Source organism: Paenibacillus sp. FSL R10-2796 (genome assembly GCF_037965315.1).
In the GTDB taxonomy this organism is placed as follows: domain Bacteria; phylum Bacillota; class Bacilli; order Paenibacillales; family Paenibacillaceae; genus Paenibacillus_AQ; species Paenibacillus_AQ odorifer.
This window is the reverse complement of record NZ_CP150178.1, coordinates 5,453,952-5,469,377: the sequence shown is the minus strand read 5'-3', so window position 1 is coordinate 5,469,377 and position 15,426 is coordinate 5,453,952. Positions and strand designations below refer to the sequence as shown.

General features: G+C 36.0%; 14 protein-coding genes. 10 read left to right on the top strand and 4 right to left on the bottom strand.

The genetic code is table 11. The annotated features are described in order from the left end of the window. Positions 1-88: 88 nt before the first annotated feature. From NST58_RS24580 to NST58_RS24570, 3 genes are all read right to left on the bottom strand, one after another. Positions 89-1,111 (bottom strand): hypothetical protein, encoded by a 1,023-nt coding sequence (locus tag NST58_RS24580; protein WP_256716618.1) that lies wholly within the window; start codon positions 1,109-1,111, stop codon positions 89-91. A gap of 97 nt (positions 1,112-1,208) precedes the next feature. Beyond that, positions 1,209-3,023 carry a hypothetical protein gene (locus NST58_RS24575; protein WP_076305313.1) on the bottom strand — a complete coding sequence of 605 codons (1,815 nt, stop codon included), beginning with the start codon at positions 3,021-3,023 and terminating at the stop codon, positions 1,209-1,211. A gap of 13 nt (positions 3,024-3,036) precedes the next feature. Then, on the bottom strand, positions 3,037-3,426 hold the full coding sequence (locus NST58_RS24570; RefSeq protein WP_256716617.1) for a C39 family peptidase: 390 nt from the start codon (positions 3,424-3,426) through the stop codon (positions 3,037-3,039). A 703-nt stretch (positions 3,427-4,129) separates the two neighbouring features. Here NST58_RS24570 and NST58_RS24565 point away from each other — a divergent pair. From NST58_RS24565 to NST58_RS24540, 6 genes are all read left to right on the top strand, one after another. Next, positions 4,130-4,342, top strand: coding sequence for a helix-turn-helix transcriptional regulator (locus tag NST58_RS24565; protein WP_076305312.1), 213 nt, complete (start codon positions 4,130-4,132; stop codon positions 4,340-4,342). Next, positions 4,339-4,524 (top strand): hypothetical protein, encoded by a 186-nt coding sequence (locus NST58_RS24560; RefSeq protein WP_076305311.1) that lies wholly within the window; start codon positions 4,339-4,341, stop codon positions 4,522-4,524. The genes NST58_RS24565 and NST58_RS24560 overlap by 4 nt, the downstream gene beginning before the upstream one ends. A 35-nt stretch (positions 4,525-4,559) precedes the next feature. After that, positions 4,560-5,594 (top strand): hypothetical protein, encoded by a 1,035-nt coding sequence (locus NST58_RS24555; protein ID WP_076305310.1) that lies wholly within the window; start codon positions 4,560-4,562, stop codon positions 5,592-5,594. 295 nt (positions 5,595-5,889) lie between these two features. After that, the gene (locus NST58_RS24550; protein WP_076305309.1) at positions 5,890-6,252 is read left to right on the top strand and encodes a hypothetical protein; all 363 of its coding nucleotides are present in this window, start codon (positions 5,890-5,892) and stop codon (positions 6,250-6,252) included. A gap of 27 nt (positions 6,253-6,279) precedes the next feature. Further along, positions 6,280-7,002 carry a hypothetical protein gene (locus NST58_RS24545; protein ID WP_076305308.1) on the top strand — a complete coding sequence of 241 codons (723 nt, stop codon included), beginning with the start codon at positions 6,280-6,282 and terminating at the stop codon, positions 7,000-7,002. Continuing rightward, the gene (locus NST58_RS24540; RefSeq protein WP_076305307.1) at positions 7,002-7,313 is read left to right on the top strand and encodes a hypothetical protein; all 312 of its coding nucleotides are present in this window, start codon (positions 7,002-7,004) and stop codon (positions 7,311-7,313) included. Before NST58_RS24545 ends, NST58_RS24540 begins: the two co-directional genes overlap by 1 nt. Positions 7,314-7,778: 465 nt before the next feature. Here the strand turns inward: NST58_RS24540 and NST58_RS24535 are convergent, their stop codons facing one another. Continuing rightward, positions 7,779-8,372: a recombinase family protein gene (locus tag NST58_RS24535; protein ID WP_076305306.1), complete on the bottom strand. Its 594-nt coding sequence runs from the start codon at positions 8,370-8,372 to the stop codon at positions 7,779-7,781. A gap of 504 nt (positions 8,373-8,876) precedes the next feature. Here NST58_RS24535 and NST58_RS24530 point away from each other — a divergent pair. The 4 genes from NST58_RS24530 to NST58_RS24515 all read left to right on the top strand — a co-directional run bounded on the left by NST58_RS24530 (position 8,877) and on the right by NST58_RS24515 (position 15,175). Then, complete coding sequence (locus tag NST58_RS24530; RefSeq protein ID WP_076305305.1) at positions 8,877-10,211, top strand: flagellin; 1,335 nt, start codon at positions 8,877-8,879, stop codon at positions 10,209-10,211. A gap of 527 nt (positions 10,212-10,738) precedes the next feature. Then, a complete protein-coding gene (locus NST58_RS24525) occupies positions 10,739-11,635 on the top strand; it encodes a glycerol kinase (RefSeq protein ID WP_076305304.1) in 897 nt (298 codons plus the stop codon). A 27-nt stretch (positions 11,636-11,662) separates the two neighbouring features. Continuing rightward, positions 11,663-12,079, top strand: coding sequence for a restriction endonuclease (locus tag NST58_RS24520; protein ID WP_256716615.1), 417 nt, complete (start codon positions 11,663-11,665; stop codon positions 12,077-12,079). Positions 12,080-12,259: 180 nt separating this feature from the next. Continuing rightward, positions 12,260-15,175, top strand: coding sequence for a RelA/SpoT domain-containing protein (locus tag NST58_RS24515; protein WP_076305303.1), 2,916 nt, complete (start codon positions 12,260-12,262; stop codon positions 15,173-15,175). The last annotated feature ends 251 nt before the right edge of the window (positions 15,176-15,426 follow it).

Genomic DNA, 15,426 nt, shown 5'->3' with positions numbered 1-15,426 from the left:
AAACAGCGACAGTAAGACTTTCTTTTTATCTCCTTTACAATCGCTGTTTCAATTTCTAAAATCAATCAGGAGTTTAAGCATTAATGGCTCACGGCATATCATTTATTGTGGCGTGTGCTTTAAGCAGCGATTCATATAAATCACCATTACTGGTCGAATTAAATAATTTGTTAGATAATTCCCCGAAAATAATACTTGAATCAATTGCTTCAAGCATATATCGTCTCAAATCATGAGGAACAAACAATCCAAGTGACTGTATAGATAGATCTTTACATCGTTCTATAGCTCGATAAAATCGTGCCAAATCATAAGGCATAGCAGACCCGCATAAAAGTCGAATGTCCGCCGTGGAAAAACTCTCCTGAATGCGTTCACCAAGGACCCCACAATCCATTACAATAACGTTATAATTTCGGTTTAATTTTTCTGTTATATAAAGATCATTGCCTTCCAACTTATATGCGTTTCCAGTTTTTTTCGGTTCGTATAAATGGATAATATGCGCCAAATGATTATTAGAATTCGCCTCTACATAACAGGCTCTTCCACCGTGGGTATTGATCCAACAGACCAGGTTCATTGCTGTTATAGTAGTTCCCACTCGTCGATCACTACCCGCGACAGCTACTCTAAGATTAGTACAGGAGAATTGATACTTTGTCTGTTCGGGGGAATGTTGGGACTGCTTTTCGTATACTACCTCAACAGTCTCTACAGTCGGTTTGAATCGTTGCATTCCACCGTCGGAAAAACACTGTCTTAACTCGTCTTGTAGTACTTCAATTTCCGAAGCCGCTACAATGTCAAAGATGCCGATCTGAATTAATTGCTGAACCAAGGGACTGCCAGCTGGCAGTCCCTCATCTATGATAACTACACGCATTCCATAAATCGTTTGATACGAGAGAAGTGCTTGAATCAGACCCTCGTCAGATTCACTTATTGCCATCCGATCCAGTACAACAAATTGGGCATGAGAAAAATTCCGCATGTCCTTTACGACAAAGGAAAGGAGATTAAAGGTACCAATTAATTTTTTAATGGGAAGCTCTTGCTCCAGAAAGTCTAGCAAATTGACATGAGCCTCGCTTGTTAAATATAAGATCATACGTTACCCCCTCATTTCATCAGTAAGAGAATGACTCCAACGATCACCAGACCGATGTAAAAGAATAGCTCAATAATCTGTTTGTGTTTATTCATCGTTAACGTCCTCCCGCCGAACCCATGTAAGCAAACTTATAATCGGGGATCTCAAAATGGGCATGGATACGCTTGGAGCCAATCATAAGCAGAGAGTGTTCGCGCTTCTTGCCTGCCAATAATTCCTCTTCTGCATCCGTCAGATTGTAGAGTTCTTTAGTTTCCTGAAGATTTTTGCCATCAGTCCCCATCAATATCTTAATGCAGGGAATGTCCAATAGGGCTTGTCCGTACATCTTGATTTCTGGAGCAAGAAAATCAACGACGCTGTGAGAAACTATAGCTAATGCAGCTTCATATTTACGAGCGCGCTTTTCAACGTTGCGAAGAAATACCAAGCTTTGAGGAACCTTCGGGTCGATCATTAAATATGTTTCATCACAAATCAAGAGAACTCGCTCCGTTCGATCCTGCGACATCTGCTCCCAGCACCAGGAAAGCAAATTGAAATATTGGGTTCGTTTGATGTTTTCGCTGGTGTTTTGTAGGGAATGCGTATCTAAGCAAATGCAGCGGCTACGGGTCTGAATGGTGCTGTGACCATTCCAGAGGAAAGAGTCTCCGCCATTAGCGATGTCAAAAAGTAGGAGCACTAACTCCTTGTAAATCTGATCGCCTACAGCCTGCTCTTTAAACTGAACGAGAGTGTACAAATCACTGAAGGTAGGGAAATCGGTGCTCTGAAGTGTCGAAATATCGGTTGTCCAGGTGATGTGAAATTGGTTATACAGCTCGATTAGGCATTGCTTGAGTACAGCGAGCTGCATCATATTCAAATCAGGAAGATATAGATTGAAGAAAATCTCCAGGTTTTTAAGATGTAGGGCCAAGTCAGACATTCCGTTTCCTTCATCTTTATAAAGGGGATGTTCTTCTCCTTCCTCATCCCGCGGAGCTGGCCGAATCTGTAGTGGGTTAATTTTGCCGAGGGAACCACCTCCGGCATTAATCCAATCCCCCCCTAGCTGTTGACAAAGCTCTTTGTACTCCGATTCTGGATCGATAAAGATAACTTTGGTGCCTTTCATATATTCGCTCAGTGCAACATGCTTTACCGCTGTGGACTTACCAACTCCAGCTACACCCATAACGACGATGTTAGAATTTGTGCGATCTCCACCGCGTTTCCAGGGATCAATAATAATAAGACCACCACTGGAGTCTTTAGCCAGATAATAGCCAGTGCCATCATTAAAACCGCTACTAGCGAACGGAAATCCTCCAACGAAGGTGCTCATGGGCATGATTTTGTTCAAGATGTTTTCAATGGTATCCTGTGCCGGATACATGGGGGATAGCTGCTGCAAACTCTCTTTCTGCAAGTGAGCCAGAGTTCGAATCTTACAGCGCATCAGGCTGAAGGTATTCTCTACTCGCCGGCAGGTTCGAGCAAATAGCTTGTCATCATTAGCAAAGGGCATGACCAGTACATTCATGAGCCCGACGGTTTCTCCATTTTGGTCAATTTGAAGCATAATGCGTTCTCCATCTACTGCAGCTTTTTCTGCTCGTTGTCTTGTGAGCGCATCTTTGGCGTTGTCCGCTGTACTGCGGTTTTGAGTAATGGACTTAGATATGGATGAGATGAGTGCGCTATTGTCGATGGGGTGAAATCCAATGGAGACCATGGTGGAAGGTAAATTGGTGAGCGCAGATAACCAGCCAACATTTGCCTTTGGGGGATATTGAATCACGCCGTAAATCTTGGCTGCTTGTTCTCCAATTATCAGACTGTTACGCGAAAATTCCAACCCCAAAGGGGTAATCACGTTTAGCAACGAAGCATTTACGCTCGCATCTTTTTGTTCATTTCGCATCTATTTCCCTCCCTCAACCTATAATCCAAAACGGACCGCCGGCAGAAGCGTTCTTCCGGGCTTCGTTCAAGATGATGGAGAAATCCCACACTTGTTCGCTACGTTTGCGGCTGGCCGGATCAGCAATCAAAATTTCCCCCTCTGAGGTAACACCACGTAGTACCATAAAATGCCCTGATGAAGTAAAATGGCCTTTTCCCATAATGGCAATTACAAGCTTTCCTTGCGTTAGGGCATTAATAATCTTCTGGGTTTCATTAATAGAGGCTCCAGTTACATTGAGGCCAAAGTGTTTGGCACCATCAGGAATCAAGCTGTGATAACTACCAACTCCTTCAGCCAAGTAGGCATTTTCGTAAGCCCATTTGGACATCGTCACGGGATCTACGGTGTTCCCTGTCAATTGTTACCTGAAACGAAAAGACTAAAGAAGTTGTGATTTGTAAAGACAGTATAATAATTTAGAAAGGAGAGGAGAATGAATCGTCAGATTCCTCTCCCCTCTATCATTTTTTCCTCGATTTTGAATACCTCATACCAGACCAAATTCACATTATTGCTATATCTAGCCCTGAAGTTTTACTCTAGCGTGTGATTTTAAGATAGTACTCCATAACTATATAGGGGAGATGTTAGTTCTATTTATTCAGGGACGGGGTGGTTTAGAGTTGGAAAAACGTTTAGGTGAGAGTTAATCTGCTATACACATACCCGCAGAAACCCTTATTAGAATTTCCACGACACGATAGGTACTGACTTTTTCCATTGTCATTATAAATTTGAAACGCTTTCGAAGGAATCAATTCTAGTGCTTTTTAACCTTTAAAATAATATAAAACCATGAATAGCTATAAAGGTAACAGTGCATGAATCAATCTCTAGGAAGGTAGTGGTCAAAAGTGGAATTTCTAAAATGTACGAATTACGGTGTATATAGAATATATATTATATATAGATAAATCTATTATTGTATATCTATATATTATATATATACCGCAAATCGCACGTAATTGATTTTGCATCAACATCCCCTGCCAAAATGCTTAACTTTTTAAGCTGCTACCACTTAATAAGTTAAGAAGACAATTTTGAGGGGGAGTTACAGAATGCAATTTGAGTTTAGTGTAAGACAAGGTTACCAGTTGTTGAGAAAGCAACAGAAGATAAAATTAAAAGAATTGACATCAAAAATTGGGGTATCAGTTCCTATGTTATCAATGTATGAGAACGAGATCGTGAATCTCCACAAGGAAAAGGAAAAACAATATCGAGATTACATTATTGGTGGGTTTGGCAACGAGGAGAATGAATCATTGTGAGCAAAGCATTAGCGAGAGAATATTATTATTGTTACTCAGTACCTTTGTTCAAGTTTCTTAAAATGGACAAGGGCATTTCATTTATTTGTTATGCACTTCACGATAAAACTTTTATGCCTTTCTGGATGTTTGAGAAGAATGATGAATTAAAGAAAGCGTTGAAAAAATATCAGCATAGATAATGTACGTTTATTAGTGAATATATAGAGGTGATTGGTTGGCTATCAAGAGTGACACATACTATGATGAAAGAGAATTGAGATCGATATTAGATGTAGATAGAGAAAGTAAACATAGAATATACATACCCAATGAGGTTTTTAACGACTTAGTTAATTGTAAAGACTTCAAAACACGAAAGGCAAATGCAACCCACATTGCATTTGCCTTTTCTTATCTTTACTTAGCTTCATACATGTATAGGTATGCAAGATTTACGTATTATGATAAGGAAAGCGGAGAGAATTTCATTGATGATGCGGTTATGTATATGATCTGTAACACTTCACCTCATAGCAGAGGAAAGGATGGGAAAAGTTACATCACCAAAAAACAAGGTATCCTATCCGAATTAGGTTATTTGCGAAAGGAGAGCGATTACCCAATAAACATTGACTATTACACTGATGACTATGGAATTACGGATTATAATTTTGTGGATTGGCACATGTATTCTTCTCAAAATAAATTGACTGGGATATTTAATGCACCGAAGGCTAGAAAGATTAACTTACCTGTTAGAGGTATATATGGAGATGAACAATCTGAAAGAGAGAATGAAGTGACAGGGTACTTCTATCAATTCGAAAACACAACTAATTTGGATATAAATACATTTATATTTTGCATGAAGCACAGCGACATAGGAGTTGTTGGATTCTATTTGTATTCTTTCTTCAAGTGTATGAATGGTTACTTCCGAGGTGAATACAATAGCACCATTGAACAATTAGTAGCGGACACTGGTATTAAGAGTACTAAGCTTTCCGAAGTTATAGTAACTTTAGAAGCGCATAATATGATTATAAATTCACATAACACTTTTGTGCCTTATTTGGCACAAGATAAAAGAATTCCAGCGAATGGCTATAGAACTCTGGACAGCAGTCAATTTACTGATTCAAGAAAGGATGTAGCTGTACGGAAAGTTATGAGTCAATCGACATATGAAAAGACTGGTGGGAAATATCTATCTGATGATTCTTCAATAGAAGAGTACGATGATGACGAATTGAATGATCTTCCTTTCTAAACAGTACTTTATTTGGCACGAATTTACAAAAGTTTGTTTGATGTGGTATTATCACTTGATAATTATTTTGAAAAAAAGGAGAGTGCTTATGAACATCTTTATATATCGAGATTTCGAGACAATACCATACGGTTTTAAGAAGCGGAGTGGCTAATATGCCCTCCGCTTTTTCTTTGGTCAAAATTTGGCTCTGTACTTTATTTGGCACCTTTAAGGGAGGTGGTCTGAATGTAGATATTAAGTAATGGTTTATTCGTAAATTAATTCGATTTTATATTCTAAAGGAGGAATTTAAATGTCTGATGTTCCATTATCCATGGAGGGTTTTCCATTGACTGATTTGATTGGTAAGGAAGTAAACGTAAAAATTATTTCTGGAAAAACACCTATAACAAGACTAATGTATAATCAGAAAAAAAATTTAGCTGAAATTCTTTGGCACATTGAGCCTGTGTCTTCTAATGGGGATTATAAATTAAGAATCCTGCTTATTAGTCGATGCAAAATATCAAAATCATCACAAGCTGGTTTTAAAACAAGTTACAGTATTCGTTATTCCAACGTGAAATTATCAGAAGTAGAGAATGGGACTATGTTTGATGTAAATACATCAAACATGAAAGAACTACTTAGTACTCTCATACTAAATAAAATCTGAGTTTTATTTATAGTGGGAGGTTTTTAAATGGAGAGTAAAGAAGAGCGTAGTAAGCGGATTCTTGAAAATTTCGAGAGTATTCTTTCGCAGTTATGGCAGAAGTCCCGAGAAAACGATGAAACTTTGAAAATTGAGTATATGAATACCCTGCATACGAAGCTTTTAGGTGTTATACGAAACCAACTCACTATTCCAGCATTCTATACTTATTTTACAGGCTTTAGTATAGAAGATATATCAAGTGATGTAAGTATCATATTTGGAACCAATACTACTCTGAAAAAGGAAATATTGGAGAGTGAGTATTTGTCATTGCTGAAAACAGTGTTGACAAGCATAACAGGAGTTTATTATAAGATTTCGATTGTAGTCAATGACAAAAACGTAGTGCCTGAATCACTTGAAGGCAAGACCCTTGAAGAACTATGGGTAATGGCATATGGAGAGGGAGATTTAGAAGAACGGAAAGTACTACATCAGAAGAGGAAGTTAAAGTCAGATTATGGTGAAGGAGAGATTAATTTAACTGATTGTCCTATGTGCGGTTGCAATGAGGTTCCAAATACTGATATAAGTATTGAACTAAAACTTGGAGGGACGTTGTTGTTTAACGTCTCCACTTGCAGAGGAGCCAAATGTGCAAAGTGTAATGAAATGTATTTTAATACTCTCACATCAGATTCTATATTAAAACTCGCCAAAGTCTTTGATGAACTATTTCCTGAGCAGAATCCAAAAGAGGTGAAATAATGCACGAAGCACAGATGATTCAGGAGCGACTTAATCAACTTAACGAGAGTGTCAATGTGTTGACTGACAATGTACTTTCAACTGTGTCTTATACAGATGAACGACTCAAAGCAATTGAAAAATTGATGTGGAAGATCGAGAGTAAATTGGTTGACCAAACTAAAATCTTGAATTTGTTATCTAAAAATGAATTAATAGATCAGTTAGTAACACGGAAATATCATAAGGATCGAGTTATACCATTTCATCTCATGAGCCAAAAAGACAGATTAGAAACCATTGAAGCAATGTTTGATAATGATGATGAATGATGAGATTTAAACAAGAACATGCCTATGAGCCGATTATTGCTCGTAGGCTTTCTTTAATGACGTAGGAAACATGAGAACGTTGGAGTTAAATGCGGCACAAGGTGGTGCAGTTAAGATGTAGGATGTAGGATGTAGGATGTCGGTGAGAAGTGGTAGTTGAGTCTGATACGAATGTTACTCTTAGATGTGGTTCTAGTACCATCACAGTGACTCCTAGTGCAGTTAAGATCGCTGCTTCCATAATAGATTTGGACTAAGAAACTATGTTAACGTCAATTAGCTCTAATCTTGTAATTAAGAGTTAGGGCTATTAATGTATAATCACTTTCTAAGCTCCATCATTCCAAATTGTTTAAGGTTCCTTTATATTCAGTCTGAACAGTAATCTATAAATCCTAAAGGGGATAGAGTAAGATCATAGGAAAAAATCCTATTCAATAATAGACTTCAAATTCACTGAAACTACTATGACTTTTCTAGCTTTTTTAGTTCAGCATACAATGTAGCTTTAGGTATGCCAGTGGACTTGATGATTTCGCTTACTGTCAGTGCATTTGTCTCACGTTCAGCGTACAGATTCAAAGCACGTTTGATGATGCTTGCATCCTTTGCAGGACGACCCATGTGAGTACCTTTAGCTTTAGCTCGTTCTCTGCCTTCTGTTGTGCGGTCTACTATCAAGTCTCTCTCAAACTGTGCGAATGAGCCTAACATGTTAAACATTAGAGATTGCATAGGACTAGCCTTCTCAACAGCTTCAAAGTGTAGATTATCCTTTAAGAATTTCACATTGATACCTCTAGCAAGCAAGTCATTGACAATGTTGTTCAAGTCGATAATGCTTCTTGCAAGTCGGTCTATCTTGGTTACTACAAGCGTATCACCTTCTGACATTGCTTCTAATAGTTCCTTCGATGCAGAACGCTTCTCTGTGGATGTTCCAGTCACTTGCTCATGATAGATGTTAGCACATCCTGCTTCTTTAAGAAGTTGCTTCTGAGTCTCTAGTCCATTGTCCTGCCCAACTGTCGATGTTCTAGCGTATCCGTACATTGTCATTGTAAATACTCCATTCATCTAAAAGTTAGTTAACTTCTATACAATCAATTCTAGACTATCTTTTGTACAATTACAAGTACGGATGTTTTAGACTTTTGAACTATTTTCACCCTATGGCAAAAGTCGAAACTTTTAGACTACTATGTAAGATTGTTGGTTTTCAACTAAAAGAAAAACCGCCTTATGATAAAGGGGCTAATTGAACTATTGTTCTTCGCAGCGTAATATCTTACCTGTCATCTATGATAAGGTTCACCGTACAGTATCTAATACAAAGTATTATTTAAATAAAAATTTACATTTCAATCTAATTAAAATGACCACTTCAATTATGAAGTGGTCATTCTGACATTCTGTTATATAAATTAATTCTCATATTTTCTAACTTTATTAAATAGTTCGAACCCCACATTTCTTAATAATCTTCTGCTTCAGCCAAACTAATTGTTGTATACTTCTTCAAATGGTATAATTTATAAAACATTCATTTCAAGGAGATTTCTTGTGATTATTAACCATAATATTTCATCATTAAATACATTAAATAAATTAAATAAAAACAACAAAAATACAGCATCATCTATGGAAAAGTTAGCTTCTGGATTACGAATTAACAAAGCCAGTGATGATTCAGCAGGATTAGCCATAAGTGAAAAGATGAGAGCCCAAATAAGAGGACTGCAACAAGCTGAACGTAATATACAAGACGGGATATCTCTAATTCAAACTGCTGAGGGTGGTCTTTCTGAAATTCAAGACCCTAACCTACTAAGACTACGGGAGTTGGCTATTCAATCTGCTAATGATACTTTGACCAATGAGGATAGACAACAAATACAAGAAGAGGTTCAACAAATTAAAGAGGGTATTAATGAGATTGCTAATAATACTAAATTTAATGAAAATAATTTATTGAATACAGAAGGCACAACCATAACTACAACAACTACAACAACTGTAACTAACTTGGTACCTCAAACTGTAAGTATATTATCCACAGGGGCTGTTTATTACACTGAATTTCTACAAAATCCAACTGGAACTGAAGTTTTTGGTCTTGGATATTTCCCACAAACAACTGGAGATGGAAGAATTGTTTTTACCTTCACAAATCCACCATCAAATCCAGATGATATATACACTCCTATTGGTGCAGATTTAAAAGAGACTTTAAATAATATTAAGAATACTTTCGAGTCTATTAAGCTTGGTTCTAGCGGAACATCGGCACAACAGAATACGATACTCTCAAAGAATATGAAGCTTCAAATATATGAAAATCATTTGGTTCTCATTGCGGATGCAAATATGGCATCTACAATTGGTGGAGGTGCAGGAGGAACAAATAATGGAGGACATTTTTTCGGGACGGGAACTACTGCGCATATTAATTACAATTCCGAAGTTACTACAACCATCACTAATACGACGACGACGACAACTCCAGAGAGTATAATATTACAAATCGGTGCTAACTCTGGAGAATCATACTCACTTCAACTTACTGATGCTAGAATAAATGCACTTGGAATTGATAATATTGACCTTTCAACAAGACAAGGTGCGGAATCTGCAATATCAAAGATAGATAAGGCAATTGAAAAAGTTTCATCTGAGCGTGGTAAATTTGCTTCTTATCAAAATAGGTTAGAACACGCATTAAATAATGCTTCCAACTATGAAATAAATCTAACTGCTTCTGAATCTCGTATTCGTGATGTAGATATGGCTAAAGAAATGATGGAATTAACTAAGAATCAAATATTATCTCAAGCTTCACAAGCTATGTTGGCTCAAACAAACCAACAACCACAAAATGTTTTACAACTATTAAAATAAGCAAATATCATTAGATGATTCTGCTTATTTTATTTTTGATTAACTCAATAAAACTTAATCCCAACCAGAAGCCCTAGGAGTCAATCTTAGGGCTGTTTGACCTGTTAACAATGAGCCCTCAGTGACAATGGTTAATGCCTTATACTTGTATTAAATTGGGCATAAGAAAAGCCCAAGGATGCTTTCTTTGGAATGTTTAGACATAATTTTAAGACATTCTATGCGATATGAAGAAGGTAAGCAAAAAGCAGTAGATGCAATTTATAAGGACTAGCCACTCAATAAGAGTGGTTTTTTTATTTGTAGGAGCAGATGGGGGCTAGTTTACAGTTGGAAAGGGATTGTTGTTGTAACGAAATGCTGGTACACATACAGCCAGATACTCGATGGTGATATTGATACGAGTATTGATCAATACAAAATATTATTAAAGCAGAACCTATATGAAGAATTAGTCGGTTGGTGTAAAATTGTGGAATAATCTATGGGGTGAAATAATTTAATTGGGATAGGAGACTAAACGGGAAATGTCAGATAAGGTGAAGTATTTATCCACAACTGCATTGTCAAAAGAGATGGGATTTACATCTAAAGATTTATTTGGAGTCATGATGAACTTAGGACTGATAACTAGAGAAAATGATGCTTGGGTTCTAACGGAGCAAGGGAAAGCAAGGGGAGGTATTATCAAGAATCATCCCCAACACGGCTCATTTATAGCTTGGGATGAGACGATTAAGGATGAATTGAACCTGACAAATTTGAATGAAGAAAAACTTATAAATATAGTAGCTTTAAGCCAACACTTTGGAGTTTCTAAGCTTCGCATTAATCCAATTCTGTCTGAACTTGGCTTATTGCAAAAAGGAGTAAAGGGATGGTTAATAACTAAGCTTGGCGAGAGTATAGGCGGAAAACAGTTTGAATATGACCGAAATGGCGTACCTTATGTATGCTGGGAACCAAGTATTTTAACAAACAAGCGGCTACTTGAAACGATGAAGGAGTTACGTGGTGAAAATGTAGAGACTGCAATTGAGAACAAAAAGATTGAGACAGTTGCTGTGGGCTTTAGAGAAAAATTTGAAGCAACACATAGATCGGCAGATGGGCATTATGTAAGATCAAGAGCAGAAATGCTTATTGATAATTGGTTGTATATGTCTGAGATTGTTCATGCATATGAGAGAAAGCTACCCATTGAGGAAGATGTTTATTGTGATTTTTATTTACCTGTTGGCAAAGTATACATAGAGTTTTGGGGTTTGGAAAATGATGCTAGATATAATGAAAGGAAAAAAATCAAGCTGGAGATATATAAAAAGTATGGATTTAACCTAATTGAGATTGATGATAAAGACATATTGAATTTAGATGATATCTTTCCCAAGAAACTATTGAAATTTGGTATTCAGGCGTATTAAGTAATGCTCATAAATGGAGGTTGAATCGTGCTGGGATTTATTTTTTTGATGATTATAGCAGTTGTTGTAGTCGCTGGATTTATTGTATTTAGAGTTCTTAATCGAAAGAACAACTTGAGTCATTTAAAATCTAACGACTATAACTTAAAGGATATTGATATTAGAGATATTGATAAGATGGAAGATGGCTCTGGATTTGAAATGTATTTGTATAAGTTTTTAATTGAACTTGGTTACTCTGGGGTTTATAAGACTGTAGGAAGTAGAGACTTCGGAGCGGATGTGATTTTTACAGATCGAGAGGGCATGAGAAACGTAATACAGGCGAAGCGGTACTCTGTTGACCATCCAGTGGGCATCAGTGCTGTGCAGGAGGTCTTCTCTTGCATGAGGTACTATAAGGCTAAGAAAGCCATCGTGTTCGCTACAGCCAAGTATTGGTGACATCATAGCAGCACGTGACATCATCGAAGGGGAGCCTAGGATGATACTGGAGTCGTGGTCAGAAGCGAATAGTGGTATGTTGCATGAAGTTCGAAAGGATTATAAAGCTGAGAAGTTCGTGAAGAAGGTTATGGGGAAGTAATAATGAGAAGTTATTCGACATCTTAAGGAGGTTGTTTTATGGAAAATGAAAGAATACTCGAATTAAGAAAAGAGTACCATCAAAATCGGAAAATCTACAATGAGTTTTGTGACACACTTCTATTCCTATTGAAAAAGTTATTAAAAAACAATGGTTTTCAATTTCAATTGGCAAGTGCTAGAGTAAAAGAAGAAGACTCTTTAATTAAAAAGCTATCAACAAATAGAGCCCTATCTAATATTAACAGTATCTTCGACTTAGATGATATGGCGGGTAGTAGGGTTATTTTTTATTTGGACAGTGAAATTCAAAAGTTTTCGCGGTGCATATATGAAGAATTTGATGTAGTGAAAAATAACTTAAGGTATTCTGATGATGGATATAATGCTCAGCACTTAATAATTAAATTTAAAGAAGACAGGCTAAACTTAACTGAATATGCTCAGTTTGAAGGATTGAAATGTGAACTGCAATTAACTACTGTATTATATCATGCTTGGTCTGAGGTTTCTCATAATATCACATACAAATCCCCTCAAGGTTTGATTGATTTTGATAAAGAAAAAATGGATTTCTTCCAAACCGAACTGAAAACTATTATGAAGGACTACATTAAACCAGCAAATTATAAGTTTGAATTTATTAATACAGAATATTTAGAACTGTTAAAGGGGAATGAAATATTTCAAAATGCTTTTTATGAAGATATCCTACAGACTAATAACTTAAGAGGGATTTATTTGAAATTAAGTTTGCTATCTAAATATATAAAAAAGTATGGAGATAAAACACCATCGGGATACAAATTAACTGACTTTATAAAAGAGGTGTTAACTCGCGCTCAAGGAGTAAAGGAAGGTGATGAAAGTTCTGAGATTTTAAGTTATGGTAACGACTTTAGCTATGTGGTAACGCAGTGCTTAGAAATTTTAAATGTAGTTAAATACCATTACACTGATCAAATATTCCCTATATATATTGACCTTGCACGTAATACGAACGAGAAAATAAGTAAGCTAGCTCTAGATTCAATTAAAAGACTGGCTGAATACAAGTTAGGAGTGCTACAACAATTTGGATTACAGGTGCAATTTTATATTATTGGACAAATAAAAAAATGGGATATCTATGAAAGCCTAGCGAGAATAGAAATTGTAAATTACGTGTTTGTGGAAGTTTTTAAATTAGACTTTAATTTTACTGAGAGTATAGATCATAAGTCGATAATATTTGGAAATGAATCGCTAACAGTAGATGAACCGTTGAAACAATTAAGAATGCAATCAGTGGAAATTTTAAAGGGTTTGTATTTTGTGGCTAAGGAAATTCCTCAACAGCTACGCATTTTGGATATTCTTAAAGAAGCAACAAAAACTCCAAATAGAGGGGGGTGTCCTGAAGAGATTGTGAACTTAGTAGTAACAAATACAACTTCACTTATCGACTGGTATCAATTCATTGTAAATGGGAAAGTCCCTTTAGAAATAATAAAAAAGATTGATGAACAAGCTAATTGGTTTCAGCGGAGATTTTCAACTAGTATCGAAGGATTAGCTGACCTAAAAAAATTAATTAAGGCGAACGATAGATATAAAATCTATAAGGATTTAGTTGGGTATGATTCAGACTATCTAGAAGAAATGGATTGGCGTAGATCGAAATTGATACGAAATGAAAGAATTAATAATTACTTGGAAATCATTTCTGAGGAAAATAAAGCATTCTGGATAGAACTTATTGTTGATATTTGCAAAGGATCTGAATTCATTGAACCAGGCAAATACTCATATTTCAATGGTTTTCTATTTGATATTTCTAAATCCAATCGTGAATTTGCAAAAGAATTAATTGTTAATTTGGAAAAAGATTTCAAAAGATTTCTCCATCATATAATTGCTGGATTAAAAGTAAGTGATGGTGATTATGCACAAAAACAATTAGATGATTGGATCAATGAAGAAAGAAATCTTTTAATCTGTGTACTTTCCTTTTTGTATGATGAAGAGGTTGAAGCAGGTATATTAAATCGTATATTTGAAAAAGCATCTAAAAAAAATGAAAATGAGGTTTTAATTGAGATAGTTCGAATCTTAAATACTACCAAAGTCAACAAGGAAAAAAGTACGGGTCTTTTTATAAGAACAATAAATGAACTTTCAAGTAAAAATATATTTTGGTGGACTAATTTTATATGGTTCGATGAAGAGTCTATACTTAACCATTTCGATGATGTAAAGCAAGATCAATTAATTGAAGCACTTATTGGTTGCCCTCAAATTGAATATCATGCTGAAGAAATTTTGACTTCTATTGCAAAAAGTGAGCCATTAAAGGTAGTGCGATTTTTTGAGAAGCGATTACTGAGTCAAGACGAAAGGAAGAAACTGATCCCTCAATATGAGTCTATACCTTTTCATCTTAATAATTTAGGGGAGCCTTTAAAAGAACATTCTGAAATAGTTATACCAGAAATTCTTAATTGGTTTAAAAGAGAGGATTGGTTTTTTAGTTATGAGGCTAGCGATTTACTACAAAAGATCTTTCCTTCATTTGATGAGCCTCTAGAGTCATATCTTAGAACTCTTTTAGTTGCTAAGGATATTGTTGAAGGAAAAATAATATTGGAGATATTAGGGAAGTATGATGGAAATCCTTCTATTTTTTCGTTCTGTCAAGAATTTGTTATAGCTTACGAAGGTCATGCGGATTTACTTTCAAATCTTATGGATGTACTATCAAGAACTGGTGTTGTAACAGGAGAATATGGGTTTGTAAAAGCAATGGAAAGTACTAGAAGAACAATAAAAAAATGGAATAATTCAAAGAAGGGACCTTTGAAAAGTTTTGCAAAGGATTTCGTTGATAGGCTAAATTCTGGAATAATTCATGAAACTAAAAGATCAGATGAACATGTACGATTGATGCAAAATCATTATAGAAAAAGTAGTGAGTAAGCTGTTTGAATCAGTAAATATAAGTTAATAGCAGGTACCCCCTTTGTATATCTGAAATATGAATTTTACGGAGTCGTGGGGGAGGTTGCTGAAGCATGTTTGAATGCGCTGTTAGGTAAGGTTGTAGCCTAGAATGAATAGAGCTGATCAAGGCTGAACGATGGTGTGAGAATGACCTTTCGTGAGTGCTTGGTAAAAAGGCTTGTACGGGGAAGAACGCAAACGAGTCAGCAAGTTATAGGGGAATTTCT